This window comes from Gillisella taibaishanensis, from assembly GCF_001938985.1.
Taxonomy (GTDB): domain Bacteria; phylum Pseudomonadota; class Alphaproteobacteria; order Rhizobiales; family Rhizobiaceae; genus Allorhizobium; species Allorhizobium taibaishanense.
In genome coordinates this window covers 58,410-81,853 of the sequence record NZ_MKIN01000023.1, presented here as the reverse complement: position 1 = coordinate 81,853, position 23,444 = coordinate 58,410, and the positions used below count along the sequence as shown (strand labels likewise).

24 protein-coding genes are annotated in these 23,444 nt (G+C 60.0%); 11 read left to right on the top strand and 13 right to left on the bottom strand.

What is annotated here, in order from left to right:
• Nucleotides 1-15: 15 nt before the first annotated feature.
• Nucleotides 16-1,917: a cobaltochelatase subunit CobT gene (gene cobT, locus BJF91_RS17235; protein ID WP_075615780.1), complete on the top strand. Its 1,902-nt coding sequence runs from the start codon at nt 16-18 to the stop codon at nt 1,915-1,917.
• A gap of 90 nt (nt 1,918-2,007) precedes the next feature.
• On the top strand, nt 2,008-2,949 hold the full coding sequence (locus BJF91_RS17230; protein WP_075616067.1) for an esterase-like activity of phytase family protein: 942 nt from the start codon (nt 2,008-2,010) through the stop codon (nt 2,947-2,949).
• Between the two features lie 11 nt (nt 2,950-2,960).
• On the opposite strand, the gene BJF91_RS17225 is transcribed toward BJF91_RS17230, so the two are convergent.
• Both BJF91_RS17225 and rpmB read right to left on the bottom strand, forming a co-directional pair.
• Nucleotides 2,961-3,593, bottom strand: coding sequence for a VUT family protein (locus tag BJF91_RS17225; protein ID WP_075615779.1), 633 nt, complete (start codon nt 3,591-3,593; stop codon nt 2,961-2,963).
• Between the two features lie 172 nt (nt 3,594-3,765).
• Nucleotides 3,766-4,053: a 50S ribosomal protein L28 gene (gene rpmB, locus BJF91_RS17220; RefSeq protein ID WP_075615778.1), complete on the bottom strand. Its 288-nt coding sequence runs from the start codon at nt 4,051-4,053 to the stop codon at nt 3,766-3,768.
• Between the two features lie 237 nt (nt 4,054-4,290).
• Between rpmB and BJF91_RS17215 the strand changes: the two genes are divergently transcribed.
• Nucleotides 4,291-5,091, top strand: coding sequence for a DUF3108 domain-containing protein (locus BJF91_RS17215; RefSeq protein ID WP_083943369.1), 801 nt, complete (start codon nt 4,291-4,293; stop codon nt 5,089-5,091).
• Between the two features lie 121 nt (nt 5,092-5,212).
• The gene (yddG, locus tag BJF91_RS17210) at nt 5,213-6,097 is read left to right on the top strand and encodes an aromatic amino acid exporter YddG (protein ID WP_075615777.1); all 885 of its coding nucleotides are present in this window, start codon (nt 5,213-5,215) and stop codon (nt 6,095-6,097) included.
• A 5-nt stretch (nt 6,098-6,102) separates the two neighbouring features.
• Here the strand turns inward: yddG and BJF91_RS17205 are convergent, their stop codons facing one another.
• From BJF91_RS17205 to gloB, 3 genes are all read right to left on the bottom strand, one after another.
• The gene (locus BJF91_RS17205; protein WP_075615776.1) at nt 6,103-6,669 is read right to left on the bottom strand and encodes a cytochrome b; all 567 of its coding nucleotides are present in this window, start codon (nt 6,667-6,669) and stop codon (nt 6,103-6,105) included.
• A 202-nt stretch (nt 6,670-6,871) separates the two neighbouring features.
• Nucleotides 6,872-7,306: a cupin domain-containing protein gene (locus tag BJF91_RS17200; RefSeq protein WP_075615775.1), complete on the bottom strand. Its 435-nt coding sequence runs from the start codon at nt 7,304-7,306 to the stop codon at nt 6,872-6,874.
• A complete protein-coding gene (gene gloB, locus BJF91_RS17195; protein WP_075616065.1) occupies nt 7,307-8,077 on the bottom strand; it encodes a hydroxyacylglutathione hydrolase in 771 nt (256 codons plus the stop codon).
• 123 nt (nt 8,078-8,200) lie between these two features.
• Between gloB and BJF91_RS17190 the strand changes: the two genes are divergently transcribed.
• Genes BJF91_RS17190 through BJF91_RS17180 form a run of 3 tightly spaced genes read left to right on the top strand, consistent with a single transcriptional unit; the run spans nt 8,201 to nt 11,064 of the window.
• Nucleotides 8,201-8,962, top strand: coding sequence for a class I SAM-dependent methyltransferase (locus tag BJF91_RS17190; protein WP_075615774.1), 762 nt, complete (start codon nt 8,201-8,203; stop codon nt 8,960-8,962).
• A gap of 60 nt (nt 8,963-9,022) precedes the next feature.
• A complete protein-coding gene (hisC, locus tag BJF91_RS17185) occupies nt 9,023-10,129 on the top strand; it encodes a histidinol-phosphate transaminase (RefSeq protein ID WP_075615773.1) in 1,107 nt (368 codons plus the stop codon).
• The gene (locus tag BJF91_RS17180) at nt 10,129-11,064 is read left to right on the top strand and encodes a prephenate/arogenate dehydrogenase family protein (RefSeq protein ID WP_075615772.1); all 936 of its coding nucleotides are present in this window, start codon (nt 10,129-10,131) and stop codon (nt 11,062-11,064) included. Before hisC ends, BJF91_RS17180 begins: the two co-directional genes overlap by 1 nt.
• A 40-nt stretch (nt 11,065-11,104) precedes the next feature.
• Here BJF91_RS17180 and BJF91_RS17175 read toward each other — a convergent pair whose 3' ends face one another.
• Nucleotides 11,105-12,136 carry a DUF2125 domain-containing protein gene (locus BJF91_RS17175; protein WP_075615771.1) on the bottom strand — a complete coding sequence of 344 codons (1,032 nt, stop codon included), beginning with the start codon at nt 12,134-12,136 and terminating at the stop codon, nt 11,105-11,107.
• Between the two features lie 231 nt (nt 12,137-12,367).
• On the opposite strand from BJF91_RS17175, the gene BJF91_RS17170 reads away from it, so the two are divergent.
• Nucleotides 12,368-12,907 carry a gamma-glutamylcyclotransferase gene (locus BJF91_RS17170; RefSeq protein ID WP_083943367.1) on the top strand — a complete coding sequence of 180 codons (540 nt, stop codon included), beginning with the start codon at nt 12,368-12,370 and terminating at the stop codon, nt 12,905-12,907.
• Nucleotides 12,908-12,930: 23 nt separating this feature from the next.
• On the opposite strand, the gene BJF91_RS17165 is transcribed toward BJF91_RS17170, so the two are convergent.
• The 4 genes from BJF91_RS17165 to ftsE form a co-directional block, all read right to left on the bottom strand.
• Nucleotides 12,931-13,716, bottom strand: coding sequence for a lysophospholipid acyltransferase family protein (locus tag BJF91_RS17165; protein ID WP_075615770.1), 786 nt, complete (start codon nt 13,714-13,716; stop codon nt 12,931-12,933).
• A gap of 108 nt (nt 13,717-13,824) precedes the next feature.
• Complete coding sequence (locus tag BJF91_RS17160; RefSeq protein WP_083943366.1) at nt 13,825-14,565, bottom strand: YdcF family protein; 741 nt, start codon at nt 14,563-14,565, stop codon at nt 13,825-13,827.
• Nucleotides 14,566-14,637: 72 nt separating this feature from the next.
• The gene (locus BJF91_RS17155) at nt 14,638-15,711 is read right to left on the bottom strand and encodes a cell division protein FtsX (protein WP_184412839.1); all 1,074 of its coding nucleotides are present in this window, start codon (nt 15,709-15,711) and stop codon (nt 14,638-14,640) included.
• Nucleotides 15,704-16,363, bottom strand: coding sequence for a cell division ATP-binding protein FtsE (gene ftsE / locus BJF91_RS17150; RefSeq protein WP_075615769.1), 660 nt, complete (start codon nt 16,361-16,363; stop codon nt 15,704-15,706). Before ftsE ends, BJF91_RS17155 begins: the two co-directional genes overlap by 8 nt.
• A 276-nt stretch (nt 16,364-16,639) precedes the next feature.
• Here ftsE and BJF91_RS17145 point away from each other — a divergent pair, with 276 nt between their 5' ends.
• The 3 genes from BJF91_RS17145 to BJF91_RS17135 all read left to right on the top strand — a co-directional run bounded on the left by BJF91_RS17145 (nt 16,640) and on the right by BJF91_RS17135 (nt 18,636).
• Complete coding sequence (locus BJF91_RS17145) at nt 16,640-17,320, top strand: hypothetical protein (protein WP_075615768.1); 681 nt, start codon at nt 16,640-16,642, stop codon at nt 17,318-17,320.
• A gap of 68 nt (nt 17,321-17,388) precedes the next feature.
• Entirely contained in the window at nt 17,389-17,934 is a 546-nt protein-coding gene (gene hpt / locus BJF91_RS17140) for a hypoxanthine phosphoribosyltransferase (protein ID WP_075615767.1), read from the top strand.
• 342 nt (nt 17,935-18,276) lie between these two features.
• Nucleotides 18,277-18,636: a response regulator gene (locus tag BJF91_RS17135; protein ID WP_075615766.1), complete on the top strand. Its 360-nt coding sequence runs from the start codon at nt 18,277-18,279 to the stop codon at nt 18,634-18,636.
• Between the two features lie 12 nt (nt 18,637-18,648).
• On the opposite strand, the gene BJF91_RS17130 is transcribed toward BJF91_RS17135, so the two are convergent.
• The 3 genes from BJF91_RS17130 to argH all read right to left on the bottom strand — a co-directional run bounded on the left by BJF91_RS17130 (nt 18,649) and on the right by argH (nt 23,436).
• Nucleotides 18,649-21,366 (bottom strand): TIGR02302 family protein, encoded by a 2,718-nt coding sequence (locus BJF91_RS17130; RefSeq protein ID WP_139310753.1) that lies wholly within the window; start codon nt 21,364-21,366, stop codon nt 18,649-18,651.
• Between the two features lie 281 nt (nt 21,367-21,647).
• The gene (gene lptM / locus BJF91_RS17125; RefSeq protein WP_083943365.1) at nt 21,648-21,839 is read right to left on the bottom strand and encodes an LPS translocon maturation chaperone LptM; all 192 of its coding nucleotides are present in this window, start codon (nt 21,837-21,839) and stop codon (nt 21,648-21,650) included.
• Nucleotides 21,840-22,032: 193 nt separating this feature from the next.
• Nucleotides 22,033-23,436, bottom strand: coding sequence for an argininosuccinate lyase (gene argH, locus BJF91_RS17120; RefSeq protein ID WP_075615764.1), 1,404 nt, complete (start codon nt 23,434-23,436; stop codon nt 22,033-22,035).
• Between the last annotated feature and the right edge of the window lie 8 nt (nt 23,437-23,444).

Genomic DNA, 23,444 nt, shown 5'->3' with positions numbered 1-23,444 from the left:
AGAGACGTAAGGAACATGGCAGGTCGCGGCGACAATTCACAGGCGAAATCCGGCACGGCGGTGGATACCGAACCGTTGCGCCGGGCGATCACCGGCTGCGTCCGCTCGATTGCGGGCGATGCCAATGTCGAGGTGGCCTTTGCCAATGACCGGCCGGGCATTGCCGGCGAGCGCATTCGCCTGCCGGAAATCTCCAAGCGGCCGACCGCCCATGAACTGGCTGTCACCCGTGGTCTGGGCGATTCCATGGCGCTGAGGCTCGCGTGCCATGACCAGAAAGTCCATGCCGCGATGGCGCCGGATGGGCAGGACGCTCGCTCGGTCTTCGATGCCGTCGAACAGGCTCGAGTGGAATCGCTCGGCGCGCTGCGTATGACCGGTGTTGCCGCCAATCTGACGTCGATGACCTCGGAAAAATACGCCAAGGCGAATTTCTCCGGCATCGAGCGCCGCGAGGATGCACCGCTGGCCGAGGCCGTGGCGATGCTGGTGCGCGAGACTTTGACCGGGCAAAAGCCGCCGGAAAGCGCCGGCAAGGTGCTGGACCTGTGGCGGTCCTTCATCGAGGAAAAGGCAAGCGGCGATTTTTCCAATCTGGCCCATGTGATCGAGGACCAGCAGGCCTTTGCCCGCGTCGTGCGTCACATGCTGTCGTCGATGGAAATGGCTGAGGACTTCGGCGAGGATCCGGACCAGAGCGAAGAGGAAGAAACCTCGGAAGAGGACCAGCAGCGCAGCGGCGAGGAAGAGCAGGAGAATTCCGAGGAGGAAGCCGGCTCCGAAAGCGCGCCTGCCGATGAAAGCGAATCTGCCGAAGAGCAGATGGACGACGGCGAAATGGACGGCGCCGAAATTTCCGACGACGACATGGCGGAAGAAGGCGACGAGGACAGCGAAACGCCCGGCGAAATGCGCCGGCCGGCCAGTCCTTTCGACGATTTCAACGAGAAGGTCGATTACAAGGTCTTCACTGAGGCCTTCGACGAGGAAATTTCGGCCGAAGACCTATGCGACGAGGCCGAACTGGACCGGCTGCGCGCCTTCCTTGATAAGCAGCTCTCGCATTTGCAGGGTGCTGTTGGGCGCTTGGCTAACCGTTTGCAGCGCCGTTTGATGGCGCAGCAGAACCGGTCCTGGGATTTCGACCTGGAAGAAGGCTATCTCGATCCGGCACGCCTGACCCGACTGATCATCGATCCGATGCAGCCGCTATCCTTTAAGCGCGAAAAAGATACCCAGTTCCGCGATACGGTGGTGACGCTGGTCATCGACAATTCCGGCTCGATGCGCGGCCGCCCGATCACGGTTGCGGCTACCTGCGCCGACATTCTGGCCCGCACGCTGGAACGCTGCGGCGTCAAGGTCGAGATCCTTGGCTTTACCACCAAGGCCTGGAAGGGCGGACAGAGCCGTGAGCAATGGCTGGCCGGTGGCAAGCCGCCGACACCCGGCCGTCTCAACGATCTGCGCCACATCGTCTACAAATCGGCGGATGCCCCCTGGCGTCGCGCGCGGCGCAATCTCGGCCTGATGATGCGTGAAGGTCTTCTGAAGGAAAATATCGACGGCGAAGCACTGATCTGGGCGCATAATCGGCTGCTGGCCCGGCGCGAGCAGCGCAAGATCATGATGATGATTTCCGATGGGGCGCCGGTGGACGATTCCACGCTGTCGGTCAATCCTGGCAATTATCTGGAGCGGCATCTGCGGGCGGTGATCGAGCAGATCGAGACCCGCTCGCCGGTCGAACTGCTGGCGATCGGCATCGGCCACGACGTTACCCGCTACTACCGCCGGGCTGTGACCATCGTCGATGCCGACGAGTTGGCAGGCGCCATGACCGAACAATTGGCGGGTCTGTTCGAGGACAAGCCAGCCAAGGCTGCGCGTGGCGGTTCCTTCCGCCGCGCCGGCTGAGCGCGCGTCGGCTTGCCGTTGACGACAAGATTCAAATCCGTTGGATGGGCGCTCCGCGCCTCGGGCTTGTGTCTGCCGGCTCTGGTGCTGATGGCTGGCGTCGCCGTCTCTGAGCCTGCGTCGGTGGTCAGCCGCCGGATTGAGCAGTTCACCTCCGATCCCGACCAAAGAATTTTCGGAAAGCTGGAATTTCTCGGCGGCCTCGACCTGTCCTCCTCCAACAGCCTGTTCGGCGCCTGGTCTTCGATCCGCTTTCGCCCTGATGGCAAGCATTTTATCGGAGTCCTCGACACCGGCGATTGGATCTCGGGATCGATCCTCAGGGACGATAAGGGGAGGCTTTCGGGGCTTGCGGAGGTCTCGCTCTCTCCGATGCTGGACCGGCAAGGCAATAGCCGTACCCCGAAGCGGATGATGGACGCGGAGAGTCTGGCGATCCGCGATGACAAGATTTATGTCGGTTTCGAGGAGCGGCATCGGATCGATCAGTATCCGCTTGACGGATTTGAAACGGCCAAGCCTGAACGCAGCCTGCCGCTGCCATTTTCCAAGAAAGTTCTCGGTAGCAATCGCAGTCTAGAAATGCTGACGGCGTCACCGGCCGACGGACCTCTTGATGGCGGCCTCGTGACGGTGACCGAAGAAAGCCTTGATGAGGACGGCAATCTTTATGCCGGCGTCGTCGACGGCCCACAGATGGGCGGCTTCAAAGTGGTCCGTAAGGACGATTTCGATGTGACCGACGGTGCATGGCTGCCGGATGGTGACCTGTTGCTGCTGGAGCGTCGGTTTAAGTTTCCAAGCGGCTTCGGCATGCGCATCGTCAGGGTCAAGGGTGAGACCATCAAGCCTGGCGCCCTCGTCGATGGTGAGGTGCTGCTGGAGGCCAGTCAGGCCAGCCAGATCGACAATATGGAGGGGCTTGATGTCATCGACATGGGAGACGGCGATCTGCGCGTGATCCTGGTCTCCGATGACAACCATTTCCTGCTGCAGCGGACGCTGATGCTGGAATTTAGGCTGCTGCCTTGATCAGAGCCTTATCAGGCGTTCGTCGCTTGATAGGGCTTCAGCGAAGACATCAGCGCGCCATACGGCAGAAGCATCACCAGACCGACAGTCATCTTCACGCTGAAATCGCCGATTGCCCAGGAGATCCAGCGGGGAATTTCCGGCGAAAAGGCGCCAAGCAGAGGTGCCGCACCGATGGCGAATGGATCGTTTGCGCCAATGAAGACGAAGAAGGGCGCGAAGGAGACCGAAAAGAAGATCACCGTATCCAGCACCGAGCCGACCAGCGAGCCGACCAGCGGCGCCTTCCACCAGCTCTGCCGGCGCAGCCGGTTGAAGACGCTGATGTCGAGCAACTGACCGACCAGATAGGCGCTACCGGAGGCGATGGCAATGCGCGGCTGGCTGGTGGCAAATGACAGGGCGACGCCGACCAGGAAGCCGACGAAGACCACTTTGCGCGCCGTCGAGGGGCCAAACTGCCGGTTGGTGAGATCGGTGACCAGGAAGGCGACTGGATAGGTGAAGGCGCCATAGGTCAGGAGATCGCCCAATTGCACGCCAGCCAATTCTCCCGACAGCGGAAACTGCACGAGAATATTGGAAGCGACCACGACCAAGGTCATGAGCAGGCTGTAGATGAGGATGTGTCGTGTAAGACGCATTTTTTTATCCTGGGAGATGCCACCAGCTACGGCACGATTGTAAGACAACCGACCATAACGCAAATGAAATTGAAAGCGCCGAGAAAACTCCCGGCGCGTCGATCACGCAAAGGAAAAGGCTTGAGCGGAATCCGCTCAAGCCCTCCCTAAAGTCAGCGCTTTAGCCTTTAAATCAGGCGGTAGCGGTCTTCTTGACGATCTGGCGGCGCAGCAGACGAGCGCGCATGCTCAGTTCAGTTTCGCTTGCCTTCAGCAGGAAAGCGTCCAGGCCACCGCGATGCTCGACGGAACGCAGAGCAGCGGCAGACACGCGCAGACGGTAGCGCTGGCCGAGGGCATCGGAAATCAGCGTGACGTCGCACAGGTTCGGAAGGAACTTGCGGCGGGTCTTGTTGTTGGCGTGGCTTACATTATTACCCGACTGGACGCCCTTGCCGGTCAATTCGCAACTGCGGGACATGATGCACCTATTCTTCTTGGCAATCGGAGAGCAATCCGGGCAAACACCCAGGGCGCAATCCAACGCGGTCTGATTGGAAAGTTGCGGTTCTATAGTCAGCTGGAGCCGCCCCGTCAAGCCAAACCTTAGCAAAAGGGCGGATTTATCGATGCTCCGGCTCTGGTCTTGCCACAATGAACACCATAAATGAAGTGATCCAGACCTCGCAGCCCGAGATCTCCCAGCCAAGGTGCCGCAATGCGTTTCAATCTCATTCCCAAACTGTCCTTCTCGCTCGCCGCCCCGGTTTTCATTGCCGCGATGTCGACCTTCGGCCTCCAGCCGGCGCTGGCCGGGGAAACGTATAAGGTGGAATATCGCGTCAGCCTCCTTGGGCTCTCCGTGGCACGGGCGAACTTCGTGACCGAACTCAACGGCTCTGGCTACAAGATCGACGGCACGATCACGTCGGCGGGGATTGCCGATGTGTTTACCAGCCTAAACGCCAAGACCACCGTGACCGGCCAGGTGGCTGGCGACAAGCATTTGCAGCCCAGCAGTTACAATCTCGTCTACACGCGCGGCAAGCGCACTCGCGTCTATGACGTGCGCTACTCCGGCGGCAATGTCGTGGCGACGACGATCACCCCCGAGCCGAGCCGCAATAAAGACCGCTGGATTCCCGTCAGCCCTTCGGACCTGCGCGCGGTTCTTGATCCTGTCGGCGGCTTGACGCTGCCTGATGACGGCAAGATTTGCTCCAAGACCCTGCCGATTTTCGATGGCGAGAGCCGGCTCGACCTGGTGATGTCGCCCAAGGGCAAAAGCAAGTTTACTGCTGGCAATGTCTCGGGTGAGGCAATCGTCTGCTCTGTCCGCTACGTGCCGAAATCCGGCTTCAACAAGGGCCGCAGCGATATCGAATATTTGCGCAGCGCCAATGACATGGAAATCTGGTTTGCCAAGACCGGCACCATGACCCTCTATGCGCCCGTCTATGCGCGGGTACCGACGCGGGTAGGTACGCTGTCGATCACCGCAACCAAGTTTGGTGCCTGACGATTGAATTGTTGCTGCAAATCTCAAATCGAAATCAATTTGAGAAAATTATGCAGCCTATTTAAAGTGTTGCAGCATCGTGGGGGGTGCCGAAGGACGATGCTGTAGGGGGCGAGGGGTAATGAAGGTTCGTGCAACGCTGATCGGTTTTTCGGCCATTCTGATGTGGTCGTTTCTGGCGCTGTTTACCGCGGCGTCCGGCACGATGCCGCCGTTTCAGCTTTCGGCAATCTGCTTTGCCATTGGCAGCCTTCCCGGCATTGCCGTCTTCATCCTGCGACCGCAGCGTCTTGCCCTGCTGAAGCAACCGGCCAAGGTCTGGTTGATCGGTATTGCAGGGCTGTTCGGCTATCATTTCCTGTATTTTACGGCGCTGCGCAATGCACCCGCCGTCGAAGCCGGCTTGATTGCCTATCTCTGGCCATTGCTGATCGTTTTCGGATCTGCCTTGCTGCCGGGTGAGCGGCTGCGCTGGTATCACATGCTGGGAGCGGTTGCTGGTCTTGCCGGCACGGTGCTGATCATCGGCAAGAACGGACTGTCCTTCGATCCGGCCTATGCGCTCGGTTATGGCGCGGCGCTGCTCTGCGCCTTGACCTGGTCAAGCTATTCGCTGGCGACCCGCCGGTTCGATGCGGTTTCGACCGATGTGGTAACGGGTTTTTGCGCGGCGACGGCTGTTCTGTCGCTGCTATGTCATCTCGGGCTTGAGACCACCGTCTGGCCTGAGAGCGCCAGCCAGTGGATTGCGGTTCTGGGTCTTGGGCTTATGCCTGTCGGCGCGGCGTTCTATGCCTGGGATTATGGGGTCAAGAACGGCGATATCCAGATTCTCGGGGCCGCCAGCTATGCAGCGCCGCTTTTGTCGACCTTGATCCTGCTTGCCTTCGGTTTCGGTGAGCCAAGTCCGCGACTTCTGGCCGCCTGCCTGCTGATCACCGGCGGAGCGACTTTGGCGGCGAGCGGCATGCTCCGCCGCAAGGCCGCCGTTGCGGATGCAGTCTGACAAAATTACCGACCGGGCATCATCTTCATCAACACGCCATCCTTCAGCACGGTGTGATGATAGATCGCGGCGAGAGCATGGACGGCAGCAAGGCCGATAATCGTCCAGGCGATGAAGGAATGCATCTCGCCCAGCAGATGGCGGTAGTCCGGGGAAACGCCGATCGGATCGGCAATGGCAAACAGGCCGAAGAAATCGACCGGTTTGCCCTGCGACCAGCGCCAGAGAAAGCCGAGGCAGATCTGGGCGGCGAGTCCGAGATAAAGCAAACCATGGGCAGCTTTGGCAGCGAGGCGCATCAAGCCCTGTTCTTCGGGCGGGATGGATGCGAGACTGGCTAGCCGCCAGGCAAGGCGTGCAACGAACACGCAAAGAAGTGTGATGCCGGCCCCGTAGTGCAAAGCCTTCAGGCCGTTGCGCAAGGCGCTACCCTTTTCCGTGAAATCCCAGATCTCTGCGCTGAGAAACAGTAGCATAACCAGCAGGGCCGTTGCCCAATGCAGCCAGATCATGCCGCTGTTGTAACGGGCAGGTTGCGGCGGATGAGAGGGGGAAGACAGCTCGATGGTCATGTGATGCACTCCAAAGGGGATTTTGCGGTGCAACAGAGACGGTCATGCTGACAGAGGCCTGAAATGATGAACTTTCTTATACCAAGGCTCGAAGATGCTGACGCATCCTCGCCTTTGAAGAATTTCGAATATCTCAAATGTATCAAAGGCTTGAGATATTCGAAAATGGAATACGAAGAGTCATTTTCAATGACTCTTCGTATTAGGCCGGATCGGTGCCGGGTTCCCAGCCGGGCGGGGCCATTTCGAAACTGTCGAAGACAAAGCCGGGTGAAACGGTGCAGCCTACCAGGGTATAGTCGCCAAGGCTTTCCGCCGCCTGCCAGGCCAGCGCCGGTATCACGGCCTGGGGTCGCTCTCCGCGCCCCAGATCCGTACCGAGAACAAGCGTCTCGACAGTCTTGCCATCGTCGGAGCGGTACAGCGCCAGCGGTGCGCCGGCATAGTAATGCCAGATCTCAGCCGCATCCTTGACCCGGTGCCAATGCGAGCGCTGGCCTGCTTCAAGCAGATAATAAATGGCGGTGGAATGGCCGCGCGGACCGCCTTTGGCATCGCGGAAGGTTTCCGTATACCAGCCGCCTTCGGGATGCGGCTGCATGGCGAGGGCGGCAATGATCTCTTCGGCTGATGGCATTTAGAAGTTATCCTTGCGCTTGCGGATTTCGGCAAAGACCTCTTCGTTGCTTTTGCTTTCCATCAGCAGGCCGCGCCGGATCTTCGGATCAGCGACCCGCAGGAAGGGGTTGGTTTCCTTTTCGAGATACATCGTGGTGGGAATGGTGAAGCGGTCCTCGGCCCGCATTGCCTCGATGTCGCGGGCTCTCGCCTGAAGCCGCTCATTGTCCGGATCGATTGTCAGGGCAAATCGGGCGTTGGCCAGCGTGTACTCGTGGCCAAAATAGATGGCTGTTTCGTCGGCCAGCACAGCCAATTTCTGCAGTGAATGCCACATGTCTGTGGCCGAGCGCTCGAACAGCCGCCCGCAACCGAGCGCAAACAGCGTGTCCGCGGCAAAGAGTAGCTTTGCATCCGGGAAGTGGAAGCAGACATGGCCGGCAGTGTGCCCGGGGGTTTCGATCACCTGCACCCGATGCGGACCGAACAGAAATTCGTCGCCGTCGCTGACGGAGCGATCAAGGCCTGGAATGGCGACTGCCTCGTTGCGCGGGCCGATGATCTCGCAGCCATAACGCTGCTTCAGCGCCAGATTGGCCTCGACATGGTCATTGTGGTGATGGGTGGTGAAGATATGACTGATCGTCCAGCCGCGCCGTTCGGCGGCGGCGACAATCGGCCCTTCCTCGGGCGCATCGATCGATGCAGTCAGGCCTGTTTCAGGGCAATGAACCAGCACGCCGTAATTGTCGGTGCGGCATTGAAAAATTTCGATATCCGGGCTCTTCATCGGTCTGGACCTCTGGATTTGCGAAGAAAACAGCGCGGCAACACCAGCGCTTGCAGGATGGCTTTCGGAGAATCTAGCGCCAAGACCCTTGATGTCCAACCGCCTGATGTTAACAATCTTGCCATGCATGTGGATATAGTCGATCTCCGTCAGTTTTATCACACCATGCTCGGCCACGCTGCCGAGCAGTCGATCAGCATGGCGCTGTCTTCGCTTTGGGCGCGGCTGCCGGAAGAGCGGCTTGTGGGGCTGGGCTATTCAATCCCCTATCTGGACCGGTTTAGGGCTGATACCGAGCGGACCTTCGCCTTTATGCCAGCCGGCCAGGGGGCCGTGAACTGGCCGCCGGGGGAGCGCTCGGCGACGGCGCTTGTTTTCGACGAGGAATTGCCGCTGCCCGATAGCTGCGTCGACCGTGTGCTGATGGTGCATTCGCTGGAATTTGCCGAAAATCCGCGTGAGACGCTCAAGGAAATCTGGCGCGTGCTGGCCCCGGGTGGGCGGCTGGTGATGGTTGTTCCCAATCGTCGCGGCGTCTGGGCGCGAATGGAGCATACGCCGTTCGGCTCCGGTCGGCCCTATTCGCGTGGGCAGCTGACGGCGCTGCTGCGCGAGACCAATTTTACACCCGGTGCGAGCACCGAAGCGCTGTTCTTCCCGCCATCAAAGATCAGGACCGTGCTGAAGATGCATGGCGCCTTCGAGCGCTTCGGGCGGATGCTCTCTCCGGTCTTTGCCGGCGTCATCGTGGTGGAAGCGCAGAAACGGCTCTATCAGGGGCTGCCTGTTGCCGTGCGCGCCTCGCGCCGTGTGTTTGCGCCGGTTTTAAGCCCACAGGGCGTGCCGACCACCCGCCAGGGGCTGTTGCCGCCCTCGACAAAATGAACCGTCCGGGCTAGGTGGAAGATAGTTGTCAGCCCGAGACTTTATCAGGACATTCCTTCGATGAGCAGCACCATGAACCAGCCCGTTCCGCGTCCCGGCATCCTTGATATCGCCGCCTATGTGCCCGGCAAGGAACATGCGCCTGGCGTGGCGAAAGTGTTCAAGCTGTCATCGAACGAGACGCCGCTCGGCCCGAGCCCGAAGGCGATTGAGGCCTTCAAGGCATCGGCCGCAAATCTCGAGCTCTATCCCGATGGCCAGGCGGTGAAGCTGCGGGAAGCGATTGCCGCTGCCCATGGGCTCAACGCTGCCAATATCATCTGCGGCAATGGTTCGGACGAATTGCTTGGCTTGCTCTGCCACGTCTATCTCGGCGCTGGCGACGAGGCCGTTATCACCGAGCACGGTTTTCTGGTTTACCGTATCCAGATCATGGCGGCCGGTGCGACGCCTGTCACCGTCAAGGAGCAGGATTGCCATGTCGATGTAGACGCGATCCTTGCTGCCGTGACCGACAAGACCCGGATGGTGTTCATCGCCAATCCCGGCAATCCCACAGGTACCTATGTGCCCGGCGCCGATATCCGTCGGCTGGTTGCCGGCCTGCCGAAGCATGTGTTGCTCGTCCTCGATGCGGCCTATGCGGAATATGTCCGGCGAAACGATTACGAGGCGGGCCTTGAGATTGTCTCTGAAAACCGCAACGTCGTAATGACCCGCACCTTCTCGAAGATCCATGGTCTGGCGGCGCTTCGGATCGGCTGGATGTATGGTCCTGCCGATATTCTCGATGCGTTGCACCGGGTGCGTGGTCCATTCAACATGAACGCACCGGCGATTGCCGCTGGCGCAGCCGCCATCACCGATCGCGATTTTGCGGATCAGGCCGTGGCGTTCAATCTGGAATGGCTGGAGCGGTTGACCGTGGCGTTCGAAGGCCTCGGGCTGAAGGTGACGCCTTCGGTCACCAACTTTCTGCTCATCCATTTCCCAGATGTCGACGGCAAGCGCGCGCCTGAGGCCGATGAATTCCTGACCAGCCGTGGCTACATCTTGCGGGCGGTCAAGGGCTATGGTTTTGCCAACGCGCTGCGCCTGTCGATCGGAACGCCCGAAGCCAATCTCGGCGTCATTGCTGCCCTTACCGAATTTATGGGCAGGTCGTAATGTCTGCCGTCATGTTCGAAAAAGTCGCGCTTATCGGCATCGGTCTGATCGGCTCGTCTATCGCTCGCGACATTCGCGCGCTTGGCCTTGCCGGCGACATCGTGATTTCCACCCGCTCGCCGCAGACCTTGCAGCGCGCCGAGGAACTGCAGCTTGGCGACCGCTATACGGTGTCGGCTGCAGAGGCTGCTGACGGTGCGGATCTGGTGATCGTCTCGGTGCCGGTCGGTGCATCGGAAAGTGTTGCCCAGCAGATCGCACCGCATCTGAAGCCGGGTGCCATTATTACCGATGTCGGCTCGACCAAGGCCTCGGTTATCGCGCAGATGGCGCCGCATATGCCCGAGCATGTGCATTTCATTCCTGGGCACCCTCTGGCAGGTACGGAAAAGTCAGGACCGGATGCGGGTTTCAAGGGGCTGTTCAAGGGGCGCTGGTGCATTTTCACGCCGCTCGAAGGCACTGACCCGCAAGCAATTTCCCGGCTAAAGAGTTTCTGGGAGGCGCTGGGTTCGCGGGTCGACGAGATGGACCCGCAGCATCATGACAAGGTGCTGGCGATCGTTTCGCATCTTCCGCATATCATCGCCTATAATATCGTCGGCACGGCAGACGATCTGGAAGCGGTGACGGAATCGGAAGTGATCAAGTATTCGGCCTCGGGTTTCCGCGACTTTACGCGACTGGCGGCGTCCGATCCGACCATGTGGCGCGACGTCTGCCTGCATAACAAGGACGCTATCCTGGAAATGCTGGCTCGTTTTTCGGAGGATCTCGCTTATCTGCAGAGAGCGATCCGCTGGGGCGAGGGCGACAAACTGTTCGAACTTTTCAGCCGTACCCGCACCGTGCGCCGCTCGATCGTCGATGCGGGGCAGGATGTCGATGCGCCTGATTTCGGGCGCCACGCGCTGGACGACAAGCCTAATACGTGAAATTCGGCGTCTGATGCAGATGTAACCATCCCGTCTGCGGTTAGATCGGCGGGATATTGCCGAGCGGGATGAAGCCGAGAACGACGACGCCATTGGTGATCTGCAAGGTCACCTGGCCGGAATTCTGGCCTAGGAAGGCAGCTTTCAAACCTTTTGCTGCCAGCTTGGCGATGTCACGGGTGTCTGGATACGCTGCGATGACAAGATCACGCCATGCGTCGACCTTGCTAATCTCCAGTTTCAATGTGCCCGACGCAAGACCCGTCGAATTGTCGATTGAGATCGGTCCGGTCGCCTTGATCGTGCGGCCTTGGCCCATGTCGATTTGGAGGTCGCGGATCTCGCCGCTCAACCCGCGCAACTTGATCGGTTCTGGATGATCGATTTCAAGCGCACCGGCTTGGCCAAGTAGCTTGAGGTCAATTTGGGCGGCCATTGCAGGCAGATTCGGGTTGCGGTCGTCCTGGCCGAAATTCATGCCGGAAAAACGAGCGGTGCCGACGAGATCCTCGCCATCACGCTGCAGCCTTCCTCGGCCGTCAGCAGCGTCGATCCGAAGCACTCGGCCGGAGACTGCGTCGGTCAGATTGGCCTGCAATGTGTGAACTGTCGTGGCAGACGAATCAATGCCGTTCATGCCGAGCGACAGACTCGACCGCAGGCTTTCCCATTGGAAGGAACCGGCAAGGCCCGTCGATGTCTGCAGGATCGCCGGGCCATCGATTTCCCACTTGATCTTGCCCGGGCGGAAGATTTCGGCCGTCGAGCGAAACGCACCGAACGAACCGGTAATGCCGTTGCGGCGGTCGTTGATCGGCACCTTGTTGCAGTTGAGGCCGATATGCAGCGGGAAACCGCTCATCCGCATGCCCGGGCAGTCTAGCGCCGAGGCGAGGGGATTGTCGCCATCGAAGGCGTGTTCGAGCTTGGTCGTCGCATAGTTGGCGGCAGCAAACCAGCCGGCGGAATAAACCAGTGCCAGCAGGATCAGGATGATGACAACCTTCACAAGCCGCGATTTCTTGCTCCCCAATTTCTCGTCAGGTGCTTTCGTCCGGCTGGACAAGGCCATGCGTTTCTCCAATCGACTGCCAGTGTGTTCGTTCGTCATAGCATCTGCCATGCACAATGACGATCCGAGGCTTTGCGTTCCAATACCTTATGCAGAGACTATGTATGACATTTCATGTCCCTTGTTCGCATCTGGAATCGCTGCATTATCTGCTTCAAGAAATTCATTTTCGCTGGATAATTTCACGTCTTCCGGACAATAAACTGAGAGTGAGACAGCAGGAGTTCGGTTATGGCGGGCGATATGGACGAATTTTGGGTCTTCGGCTACGGATCTTTGATGTGGAACCCGGGTTTTGTCCACGAGGAAAGACAGAGCGCCATCGCTCACGGCTTCCGCCGGTCGCTCTGCGTTCGATCCTTCGTACATCGCGGCACAGAAGAGGCCCCTGGACTGGTGCTCGGGCTGGATCGGGGTGGTTCCTGTCACGGCGTTGCGTTTCGTGTGGCTGAGGGCAGTTGGCCTGAAACGCTGGCTTATCTGCGCGCTCGTGAATTGGTGACGATGGTTTACCTGGAAAGGCGGCTTGCGCTGAGGTTGGCCGATGGCCGGCAGGTCTCTGCCACCGGCTACGTCGTCGACCGCAGCCATCGCCAATATGCAGGGGCAATTACCGTTGAGGAAGCCGTCGAGGTCGTCGCAGGAGCCAAGGGGCAATCGGGCGACAATCGCGCCTATGTGACGAATACTGCCGAGCACCTGCGCAGCATGGGAATCCGGGACCATTGGCTGGAACACGTGGTCAAGGGGCTGGAACTACGTCAGATATGATCAGCGACGAGCTGATAGGCCCTTTACTGCTTGCCCAGCAGGGTGTCGACGCGGTTGCGGGCCGTGGGCGGCAAAGGCAGGTCCGGATTGTCGCGGGCGGCCTCCAGAAGCAGGGCATCACTTGCCTTTTCCAGTTCCTGGGTCAGGCGCTCGAAAAACGCGTCGGGCGTCAGGCCCGGCTGGATCGGCGGTAGAATGCGGATCTTGTAGTGGCCGGGATAGCGCATCATGCTGCGGCGGGGCCAAAACAGGCCAGCATGCATGGCGACAGGCACGACAGGCACTTTCAAGTCGCGGTAGAGACGTGCAATGCCATATTTGTATTCAGGGTCGGCGCCCGGCGGGCGTCTTGTGCCTTCTGGATAGATGATGAGCTGGCGGCCGTTTTCCATCTCGATTGCAGTACGCTGCATCACCTTGACCATTTCCTTTCCCCGGCCGCCGCGATTCACGGGAATCATCTTCTGCTTGGCCGCATACCAGCCGAACAGCGGAATCCACATCAACTCGCGCTTCAGGATGTAGACCGGGTCATCAAGCCAGGGCAGCAGCGCATAGGTATCCCAGAAGGATTGATGCTTGGGCGCCAGGATGTAGCCGCTCGCCGGAATATTTTCGAGCCCTTCGATTTCGAAATGGGTGCCGACCACCGTCTTCATCAGCCAGTGGTTGAAGCGAGCCCAGCTCTTGGGGACGTTATAGGCAATCTTGCGCGGCAGGATGAAATAGATGGGCGCCAGAACGACCATCCAGATGATCAGGTTGGCGTAAAACAGAATGTTGAAAAGATGCGACCGCAGAGCAAGCATGAATGATATTCCGCCGAAAGATGGCCCCTGCCTATACGAAATTTCTAGCAAGCGGAAGATGCTGCGCCACGGCGTTTTCGGCTAGCTTTGGGCGCTTTGCTGCCCGAATCACGACGATTGCGGCGGGGCAATGCCTGGCGTGCGCAACCCCTGCCAGTTGTCGTAGCCGATCAGGTCGCGACCATAGGCGATCAGGATCTTGGCATATTCAAACAGCAGTGTGCGTAGTGCGTTCGGATCGGCATACCAGGCCTTGGTGCGCAGATCGGCGGTAACGACAGGATATGGAATGAACTCTGTCTGTTTATCGGTGCGCCTCAGTTCCATCAGGCTGCGCTGCATGTGGTAATTGCTGGTGACGACCAGTACCGAGGAGAAGCCCTTGTCGTGAATCCATTGCGCTGTCTCGTTGGCATTGCCTATTGTGTCGATGGCGCGGTAGCCCATGTCGACGCAGCAGGCGAATAGGTCTGATGAGCCCTGGGTCATCTTGCGAATGGCGGACGATGTCGTCGAGGGATGAACACCCGAAATCAACAGGCGCTTGCCGGACCCCTTGCGAAGCAGGTCGACCGCCTGGTCGATGCGCTGATAGCCGCCGGTCAGGACAACGATGGCATCAGCCTTAGGATCATCCGGCGGCATCATGGCGGTGACGGTATCGGCAAAATGCAGGAAGCCAGCGACCAGGCAGGCAATGACAAGCAGCATTCCGTAGCCGCCATAACGCAGCAGGCGGCGCAGCGGACCGGATCGGTGAAACAGCCGTCCGTTACGCGTGCCCAAGCGCGCGTCCGGCTGGCCGCTGTCTCTGGTCCCTTGATCTCGATCAGGGTCTGGCTGGCGCATCGTCGTTGCTCATGCATGAATATCTTCGCGCCGAATGGTTCAAGCCATTCAGCGCGAGGGTGTGTGTCGAACTCATTCGGGCGGCAGTCCGCCGCTGCGGCTGGGATCCGATCTAATCTGGTCGATTTCGTAAATGGCGCGCATGACAGTCAACCGGGCCGTCACGGTGGTCAAAAGAGCAATAATGATCATCGTGGCGAAAATACCGAGATAGCCGGTAAAGCCGATTTCAAACCGTCCGAACATGGCTGTCGCTTGGTCGGTCTGCGGCGTGGCTAGCGTGTTGCTCTGCCAGATGCTGGCGAGCGCAAACAGGCCTGCGGCCGCCAGCCCGCCGGCTGTCGAGCCTTTGAGGCTGATCTTCAGAAAGTGTTTCTGGAATTCGCGGGCGACGAAAATGCTTTCGGCCCCGACGAAGTGCAGCACCTCGATGATGTGTCTGTTACCGGACAGGGCGCCGCGAGTGGCAAAGATTACTGTCAGCACCATGGCGGTAAAGACCAGGATCAGCAGGCCAAAGCCAATCATGACAGTGGTGCGGGCCATGGAAACCAACCTGTCCACCCAGGTGCGGTGATCGTCCAGCGAGGCCTGCGGGATCTGGGAGGTCAGAAGGTCGCGCATCGCTGCGAAATCGGGCGGGTTGTTCTCGTCGATGGTGATGATCACCAGCCGCGGCACCGGCAATTCATGAATATCGAGGCCGCTGCCCAACCATGGCTCGAGCAGGCGGGCGGTGGCGGCTTCATCGACGACCTGCCCGGTCTTGGTGCCGACGAAGGTCAGTGCGAGGTCCTTAGCCTTGGTCAGCGCCTCGTCCATGTTGACGTTGTCATCAGGCTTGATCTGGATGGTGATTTCTCGCGAAATCTGGCTTTGCCAGCTAGAGGCCGTCGCCCTGATCATTGAGACGGCGCCCAGCGTCAGGCAGGCGAGAAAAGCCATGATGGCAATCACCACCATCAGGGCGTTGCCCTGAATATTCGAGGGCGGCAGGATGGCGCCCGTCGGACGAACCTGCATTTCCACCCGCTTTTGCGGACGCAACCGGTCCTGTGTGGGTTTCGCCTGCGGCGGCTTGGCCGGCTGCGCGCTGGCTGGCGGCGGCTGGCTTCCCTGCGGCGGTGGCGGCTTGCGATCATTCATAAATGTCGAGCCGCCCTTCGGTCAGAATCATCCGGCGGGCATCGAGCTGGTCCATCAGTGCCAGATCATGGGTGGCGATGACCACGGCGGTGCCCAGTCGGTTCAACTCCAGAAACAGGCTGAGCAGGCGGCGCGCCATCGGCGGATCGACATTGCCGGTCGGTTCGTCCGCCAGCAGCAGTTCCGGCCGGTCGATCAAGGCGCGGGCAATGGCGACACGCTGCTTTTCGCCGCCCGACAGGATCGGCGGCAGCACATTGATGCGCTCGCCAAGGCCGACCCATTTCAGCAGTTCTAGCACGTCTTGTTTATAGGTCGACTCATCCTTGCCGCGCACCCGCAGCGGCAGGGCCACATTTTCGTAGGTGGTGAGATGGTCGAGCAACTGAAAATCCTGGAACACGATGCCGACTCGGCGTCGCAGCAAGGGCAGTTCATCGCGTGGAATCTGGGTGATATCGCGGCCGAAGCTGCGGATGAGCCCGCGTGTCGGCTTTAACGACATGAACAGCAGGCGCAGAAGCGTGGTCTTCCCGGCTCCTGACGGTCCGGTCAGGAACTGGAAGGAGCGCTTCGGGATGTCGAAGGTCAGGTCGCGGAGGATCTCGGGTCCCATCCCATAGCGCAGCCCGACATTTTCGAAGTGGATCAATGGATAAACCCGCTCTTGAGCCCGTTGACGAATGCTCAGTTCTTAACGGTTCCGGTTACCATTTGGTAAACGCCACGTTGGGCCGGCGGTCAGCCGGTGATTTTTTACAAATCATTAACCATTCGAATTTACGGTTTGGAAGGATTGGTTTCAATGCCCCGCGTGAGACTATCGCATCTTGATTGTGCGAAGCTTGCGGGTCGGGCGTCCATCTGTTGAAGGCAAACTGATGGTTGGGTGCTCGGCACCCACCGAAGTTGCACTGGCGAGGGTTCCATGAACGCATTCCGTTTCCGGCGTCACGACGTCGAGTTCGATGTCGATCTTCTGCCGCCCGAGCGAGCTTATCGGCCCCTGCCGCGCGCCGGCTTTCCCCTGGCCAACGACGTCAGCGATGCCAAATTCGTTACGGTGAACGATCCGGTCGGCGCACTGCGCAGCCGTATCCAGGACGAGCTAAACCGCAGGCCAAGCAGCAAGCCTAACCAGTTCTGGCCGTCGGCAGTTGAGGGCGCCTACCAGCAACTGGCGCAGCTTGAAACCCGGCTAGGCACCTTGTCTGAGCGCTCCTTTACCTCGCTGGTCGCCGCCGTCGTCCTGGTCGTGTTTCTTGCTGCCGGTGGCTTCTGCCTGTTCGGGAGTAACCAGCCGGCACCGATGGGCAGGGCGCTCGACATTTCTCATGTCAGCCTGACGCCGCAGATGGCTGATGGCATGCCGGTTCTCTTGGTCAATGCCATCGTCGAAAACCGAGCCGCTGCCGTGCAGAGGCTACCGGACATCAGGGCTGATCTCTATCTCGACGGCAGGTTGGCCGCATCGACCCTGATTGCCCCGCCGGCCGAGGAGATCGGCAGCGGGCAAAGCCGTGGCGTCGTCGCAAAACTGCGCCATCCCGGTGGAAAAAAGCCGGAACTCAAGCTTTCCTTTGCGACCGAGGGTGTCCCACAGGGCTGATTATGCTATCGGCGAGGGATGACGTGTCCGCTGCCTATGACGGGCAATGCCAACTCCTGGAGAACCTTATGCCTGTCGTTCGCGGAAAAAACATCGAGCCGCTGTTCACCGCTGAACAGATCGCGGCACGGAATATCGAACTCGCCAAGGCGATTGTTGACGGTCCCTCCGAGGATCTTCTCGTCATCTCGATCCTGAAGGGCTCCTTCATTTTCGCCGCCGACCTGATTCGGTCGCTGCATCATGTCGGCATCGCGCCTGAGGTGGAATTCATCACCCTGTCCAGCTACGGCACCGGCACTGTTTCCCAGGGCGTGAAGATCATCAAGGACATCGATAGCGACGTGACTGGCCGAAACGTTCTGCTGATCGACGATATCCTGGAATCGGGGCGCACCCTGCTGTTTGCTCGCGACCTCATGTATCAGCGTGGTGCAGCCAATGTGACCATTGCCGTGTTGCTCGATAAGAAAGTGAAGCGGCAGGAAGCGCTTGAAGCCGATTATGTGGGTTTCGAATGTCCCGACTATTTCGTCGTCGGCTACGGCATGGACGTCGCCCATGCCTTTCGCGAGCTTCCTTTCGTCGGCGTGGTCACCGGCGACGCGGCATGATCGCCTGAATATCCAATAATATCATTGGTTTGATATATCCCCGTGCCGAGTCCGGTGCGGGGATATTTTTGTATCGCGGCAGGACATGAGGCTGTCTAAGCGGTAGAAATTGTTAACCATCCCCGCGTGTAAGTCGTGGCCTGTTTACCTCTCGCAAAGGAAAAGCTGATGATTTGCGTTACATGCAAGAGCGTTGCCGATCCTGACTGATTCGAGAGGGCGGCGCATGACGGGCGCAGATGTGGCTGCGTAATCGGTCTTGCGAAAACAGCTGCATGATGCGGGCTTCCGGCCTGTCCGGTCGGGTGCCTATGCAGCGGGATAAAAGATGGGAATTCGGATATGGCCAAGATACTGATTACCGAAGACGAAGATGCGCTGCGCTCCTTCGTTGCCCGGGCGTTGCGGCTCGACGGACATGAAACCCATGAGGCTGCCGATGGTGCTGAGGGGCTCGAAATGCTGGCCACTAGCAAGTTCGACCTTCTGCTGTCAGACATCCGCATGCCTGTCATGGACGGGATCGAACTGGCGCATCGCGCCCATTCCGGCTTTCCAGGCCTGAAGATCCTGCTGATGACCGGCTATGCCGAGCAACGGGAACGCGCCGACGATCTCCTGGAAAAAATCGTGGACGTGGTGCCAAAGCCCTTTGCCCTGCCTGATATCCGCAAGGCCGTGGCCCTGGCATTGGCCGCCTGATTTCTTCCCTTTTTACAGATCGAGCAGCCGTTCCAGATAGCGGCGCTCTACCTCAGGGCTCGCGTTGTTGCCGAGCTTGTTTCTGATCGCGTCCAGAATTTCGCGGGCGCGCTGAACATCGATCTCGTCAGGTATCTTGACCCTTTCGCCGAAATCCGGACCCATGGTCGACCGAGGCCGACCCAGTGGGTCGCGGCCTGCCTGATTGCCTTCGGCCATGCCCTGACCCTGGCCTTGTCCCTGGCCGCGCTGCATCGCCTGCATCATCTGGTTCATCATGTCACGGGCGCCCTGGCGCAGTGCTTCCAGCGCACGGCCCTGGCCCTCCACGGCGCGGTCGCCTTCGCTCTTGCCGAGCGCTTCGCCGGCGCCCTGCATTTCCCGGCCAGCCTGTCCGAAATTGTCGCCGGGCTTGATGCCGAGCTTGCCAAGGCCGTCCTGCACACCCTTCAACTGCTTGCCCAGCGCATCCTGCTGCTGGCGCAATTGCTTCAGGGCTTGCTTCAACTGATCGGTCGTCATCTGATCTGGTGGTAGGTTCTGGTCGCCTTCGCCCTTCTTCTGCTCAGCCTGGTTGCGGCCCTGCTTTTTTCCTGGATTGTCCTGGTCTTCATCCGGAGACGGACCAGCCTGCGGGTCCTGTTGCATCATGCCGTCGTCGTCCTGCGGCTGCAGTTCGTCGTCCATCTGCATACGGTTCTGCAGCGCCTGGTTCAGCCCGAAGGTCTTATCCATCAGCTTCTGCTGGTCCTGCATGATCTGGCCCAGCTTGTCGATCTGCTTGCGCGCCTCGCTGGTTTCCTGCTGTTGCTGCGGATTGGACCGCTGTGGGCGGCCAGCCTGCAGATTGTTCATCATCCGCTGCATGTCCTGCAGCATCTGGCGGGCGGCATCCTTGTTGCCTGATCGTGCCAGGTTTTCGATCTGGTTCATCATGTTTTCCAGATCGCGCTGGGTCAGAACTTTCTGGGCGCTTTGCTGGTTCTGCTGGCCGTTTTGCGGCTGCTGCCGTTCGGCCAGCGCCTTCATATACTCCTGCATCGCCTGGCGGACATCATCCATTAGCTTCTTGACCTCGGCATCCGGCGCATTTCGGGCGAGCGCATCCGACAGTTTCTGCTGGGCGTCCGACAGCTTCTTTTCCGCCAGCGACAAATCGCCGTCGTCGATGCCAAGCGCGATTTCCCAAAGATAATCAGCCGTGTCCTTCATCGCGTCCGGCGTCGATGCTAGTTGCATGCGGGCATGGGCCGAGGAAATCGCCAGGTAATGGCTGAGCTGCGGAATGGTCTCGTCAGCGCGCAACGTCAGGGCCTCGTTGAAGGCGATGGCGCGGGGCATCTGCCGCATGTCGAGCGCAAAGATTTGACGCTGCTCGGCAACGGCTGCGGCAAGCGGTTGCGAGAAATTATGGGTCGGCAGGACCATCTCATGCGGCGCACTCCGTCCTTCCTGGCCAAGCCCATCGCGAGCGACCAGGGTGATGCGCACCTTTTTGCCGGTCAGCGGATGTTCGGTCAGGTTGCGGCTCGCCAGGCTCTTAATGTCACGGGTATTGCGGCTAGGCAGATCGAGCTTGAATTCCGGTAGGGGGTAGAGCGGCTTGGCATCAGTGGCGGCCTCGACCGGCACAATTTCGGCATGCGCTTCGGTCACGCCGTAATCATCTTTGGCGGTAAAGCCGATTTCGAGCGCACCGTTGACGGCCCGTTTCGGAACGCCGTCGAAAGCGATGGTCGGGGCATGATCCGGAATTACCTTTACCGGCCATTGCCGTCCACCAAGATCCAGCGTGCCGCTTTCCGACAGCGCAAGCGTCAGGCTGCGGGCATCGGTGCGTTGGTCGGTGGGCACGTCGGGTGCCGGTGCCTTCGGAGGCTCTGCTGTCGCTGGTGTACCCGGAGCGGGACCTTGCGGTTCTGCCTTGGCCTGCTGGAGGGCAACGGCTAGGCCGCCGGAGGCAGGCCTGAAACTGGTCTTTTCATTGTCTGTGCTGCCTGTCAGCCGCACCGTGACCACCGATTGCGCGGGAACGCTGATCGCCTGGCTTGCTTCGCCGTTGCGGCTGGTGAGAAAGACCGGTGGTTTGCCGGTATAGGCGGGCGGCGTGATCCAGGCATCGACGCGCAGTGACGGCGCCTGGTCCTGAGAGCCCTGCAGCAGGAAGGCATCGGAAAGACGGCCTGCGCCGTTTGAACCGGAATAGGCAAAGGCGATGACCAGCATCAGAGCCGGCAGGGCTCTGAGGCCATGGCTATCGAACGCGGCGATATCGGGCTTTGGTGGACCGGGATCGAGCGTAGCGATGCGCGCGGCCATGCGGCGCTGATGCTCCTGCCAGAGCGCGCGGGCAATGGGCGTGTCGAAGGCGGGCTGTTCGGTCTGGATGCCGATCGGTTGATGGGCGAGACGATTGCGCTCTTCCAGCAGCCGGTCAGCTTCGGGCACCTGCGGCCAGCGCAGGCGCCCGAAGGGCAGCAGCGACGCCAGAAAACCGAAGGCCAAGAGCAAGACAAGCGCCCAGCGAAGAATGTCAGGGATTTCGCGGAAGAAGCCGAGCCAAGCAAAAGACAGGAAAACTGCAGCAAGTGAGGCTGGCAGCACCAGGCATGGCAGCAGGCGCTCTGAAAAAAGCACCAGTTTCGCCGTAAAACGGTTGACTGCAAGCCTACGGGCCAGCTTGCGGTCGCCGTTCAAAGGGCTGTGTTCCTGCGGACCGGAAGCGGTCATGATGCGGTCTCCGGTTGCCTGCCATTGCCCCGCCTGCCGTCAGGCATGCGAGCGGGTGGCGCAGGCCTCATGCGGTCGCAAAGGAACGTGGCGTTGCATCTCATGCGCTAAGGATAGCATTGTTTGTGGCGAAGACGAGGGGTTGCCGGGAAAAGAGGCGGATTTTTGCGCGCAAACAGCGATATCGACCCATCAAGTGATGCGGCGGACTCCTGTCGCGCCACCGCTTGGTTTCCCTTTACCGCTCGTCAGGCTTGCCGACAAAGACCGGTATCTGGCCGTCAGAGCAGCGGATCGAGGAAGAATTTCTTGTCCGGCGTCTTGGACTGGGTCGGCGCATCCGCTTTGTTCTGCTGGGCCACAGGCGTGCTCGGCTTGTCCAGATCGCCCTTGCGGCCGCAGCCAGCAGTGGCCACGCTCACGGCGCCGAGCAGGGCGGCGGAAATCATCAGTCTACGATAGGAGATGGTCATAATGTCCTGTCCAGCATGGTGTTGCAGATCTATCTAGCCAAAAACTTGGGAGTATGCACCTCGGTTTTTGGCCGGAGTGTCGGGCGTTTGGTCATAACCGCGCGACGCTCCAGATTTCGTTCTGACGCATCGGCTTGGCGAAAAACCTGATTCCACTTTTTTGCCCGATGCTCCAGACGGATAGCAGCTATTCTCAGTTGCGGCTGCGCCACCAGGCGATCTGCTTGCGCACTTCGTCCGGTGCCGTGCCGCCATAGCTCTTGCGGCTGGCCACTGAGGCTTCCACCGTCAGCACGGAATAGATGTCGGTGGTGATCGCCGAATGGATGGCCTGCAGGTCTTCCAAGGAAAGCTCGGCCAGGTCGCAGCCCTTCTGTTCGGCCAGCGCCACGGCGCGGCCGGTGACGTGATGGGCGTCGCGGAACGGCAGTCCGGCCTCGCGCACCAGCCAGTCGGCAAGGTCGGTTGCAGTGGAAAAGCCGCTGCCTGCTGCAGCCTTCATCCGGTCGGCGCGCACGGTCATGTCGCGGACCATGCCAGTCATGGCGGCAAGCGCCAGTTCCAGGCTCTCGGCGGCGTCGAACACCTGTTCCTTGTCTTCCTGCATGTCCTTGGAATAGGCGAGCGGCAGGCCTTTCATGATCGTCAGCAGCGCGATCAGCGAACCGTTGATGCGGCCGGTTTTGGCGCGCACCAGTTCGGCGGCATCCGGGTTCTTCTTCTGCGGCATGATCGAAGAGCCGGTCGAAAAGGCATCCGAGAGGCGGATGAAGCCGAATTGCGGTGTCGACCAGATGACGATCTCTTCGGCGAGCCGCGACAGATGGGTGGCCGATATCGCGGCAATCGACAGGAATTCCAGCGCGAAATCGCGGTCGGATACGGTGTCGATGGAATTGCGGGTCGGCTCGCGGAAGCCCAGCGCCTTCGCGGTCATGTGCCGGTCGATGGCGTAGCCGGTGCCAGCAAGCGCCGCAGCGCCGATCGGGCTTTCGTCCATGTGCTCGATGGCGTGGCGCACCCGCTGGCGGTCACGGCCGAACATTTCCACATAGGCCATGCAGTGATGGCCGAAGGTAACGGGCTGGGCGGTTTGCAGGTGGGTGAAGCCAGGCATGACGGTGTCGGCATGTTCTTGCGCCCGGTCGAGGAAAGCGGCAATCAGGCCGGTCAGCAGGCTCTCGGCTTTCTGCAACTCTTCCTTGACCCAGAGGCGGAAGTCGAGCGCCACCTGGTCGTTGCGCGAGCGGGCGGTGTGCAGCCGACCAGCAGCGGTACCGATCAGGTCGGCCAGCCGCGCCTCGATATTCATGTGAATGTCTTCGAGTTTGCGCGAGAACATGAAAGTTCCGGCGTCGATCTCTGACAAAATAGTGTTCAGGCCGGTGACGATCTTGTCTTTGTCTTCGCTGGAAATAATGCCTTGATGGGCGAGCATGGTGGCATGGGCGATCGAGCCGCGGATATCCTGGGCATACAGCTTCTTGTCGAAATCGATGGAGGCGTTTATCTCCTCCATGATAGCCGCGGGACCGGAGGCAAAACGGCCGCCCCACATCTGGTTGGAGGATGTCGTGTCTTTGGTGTCCTCGGCCATGCTCAATA

Excerpts from the sequence above, each read along its gene's own strand:
- BJF91_RS17145 (WP_075615768.1), top strand. The coding sequence starts at position 16,640 with ATGAACGCATTCCGTTTCCGGCGTCACGACGTCGAGTTCGATGTCGAT.
- BJF91_RS17175 (WP_075615771.1), bottom strand. The coding sequence starts at position 12,136 with ATGGCCTTGTCCAGCCGGACGAAAGCACCTGACGAGAAATTGGGGAGC.
- BJF91_RS17155 (WP_184412839.1), bottom strand. The coding sequence starts at position 15,711 with ATGAATGATCGCAAGCCGCCACCGCCGCAGGGAAGCCAGCCGCCGCCA.
- BJF91_RS17130 (WP_139310753.1), bottom strand. The coding sequence starts at position 21,366 with ATGACCGCTTCCGGTCCGCAGGAACACAGCCCTTTGAACGGCGACCGC.
- BJF91_RS17160 (WP_083943366.1), bottom strand. The coding sequence starts at position 14,565 with ATGCGCCAGCCAGACCCTGATCGAGATCAAGGGACCAGAGACAGCGGC.
- argH (WP_075615764.1), bottom strand. The coding sequence starts at position 23,436 with ATGGCCGAGGACACCAAAGACACGACATCCTCCAACCAGATGTGGGGC.
- BJF91_RS17225 (WP_075615779.1), bottom strand. The coding sequence starts at position 3,593 with ATGCGTCTTACACGACACATCCTCATCTACAGCCTGCTCATGACCTTG.
- BJF91_RS17200 (WP_075615775.1), bottom strand. The coding sequence starts at position 7,306 with ATGCCATCAGCCGAAGAGATCATTGCCGCCCTCGCCATGCAGCCGCAT.
- BJF91_RS17165 (WP_075615770.1), bottom strand. The coding sequence starts at position 13,716 with ATGCTTGCTCTGCGGTCGCATCTTTTCAACATTCTGTTTTACGCCAAC.
- BJF91_RS17205 (WP_075615776.1), bottom strand. The coding sequence starts at position 6,669 with ATGACCATCGAGCTGTCTTCCCCCTCTCATCCGCCGCAACCTGCCCGT.
- BJF91_RS17215 (WP_083943369.1), top strand. The coding sequence starts at position 4,291 with ATGCGTTTCAATCTCATTCCCAAACTGTCCTTCTCGCTCGCCGCCCCG.
- cobT (WP_075615780.1), top strand. The coding sequence starts at position 16 with ATGGCAGGTCGCGGCGACAATTCACAGGCGAAATCCGGCACGGCGGTG.
- rpmB (WP_075615778.1), bottom strand. The coding sequence starts at position 4,053 with ATGTCCCGCAGTTGCGAATTGACCGGCAAGGGCGTCCAGTCGGGTAAT.
- BJF91_RS17180 (WP_075615772.1), top strand. The coding sequence starts at position 10,129 with ATGTCTGCCGTCATGTTCGAAAAAGTCGCGCTTATCGGCATCGGTCTG.
- BJF91_RS17230 (WP_075616067.1), top strand. The coding sequence starts at position 2,008 with ATGGCTGGCGTCGCCGTCTCTGAGCCTGCGTCGGTGGTCAGCCGCCGG.
- gloB (WP_075616065.1), bottom strand. The coding sequence starts at position 8,077 with ATGAAGAGCCCGGATATCGAAATTTTTCAATGCCGCACCGACAATTAC.
- yddG (WP_075615777.1), top strand. The coding sequence starts at position 5,213 with ATGAAGGTTCGTGCAACGCTGATCGGTTTTTCGGCCATTCTGATGTGG.
- BJF91_RS17135 (WP_075615766.1), top strand. The coding sequence starts at position 18,277 with ATGGCCAAGATACTGATTACCGAAGACGAAGATGCGCTGCGCTCCTTC.
- hisC (WP_075615773.1), top strand. The coding sequence starts at position 9,023 with ATGAGCAGCACCATGAACCAGCCCGTTCCGCGTCCCGGCATCCTTGAT.
- hpt (WP_075615767.1), top strand. The coding sequence starts at position 17,389 with ATGCCTGTCGTTCGCGGAAAAAACATCGAGCCGCTGTTCACCGCTGAA.
- BJF91_RS17170 (WP_083943367.1), top strand. The coding sequence starts at position 12,368 with ATGGCGGGCGATATGGACGAATTTTGGGTCTTCGGCTACGGATCTTTG.
- BJF91_RS17190 (WP_075615774.1), top strand. The coding sequence starts at position 8,201 with ATGCATGTGGATATAGTCGATCTCCGTCAGTTTTATCACACCATGCTC.
- lptM (WP_083943365.1), bottom strand. The coding sequence starts at position 21,839 with ATGACCATCTCCTATCGTAGACTGATGATTTCCGCCGCCCTGCTCGGC.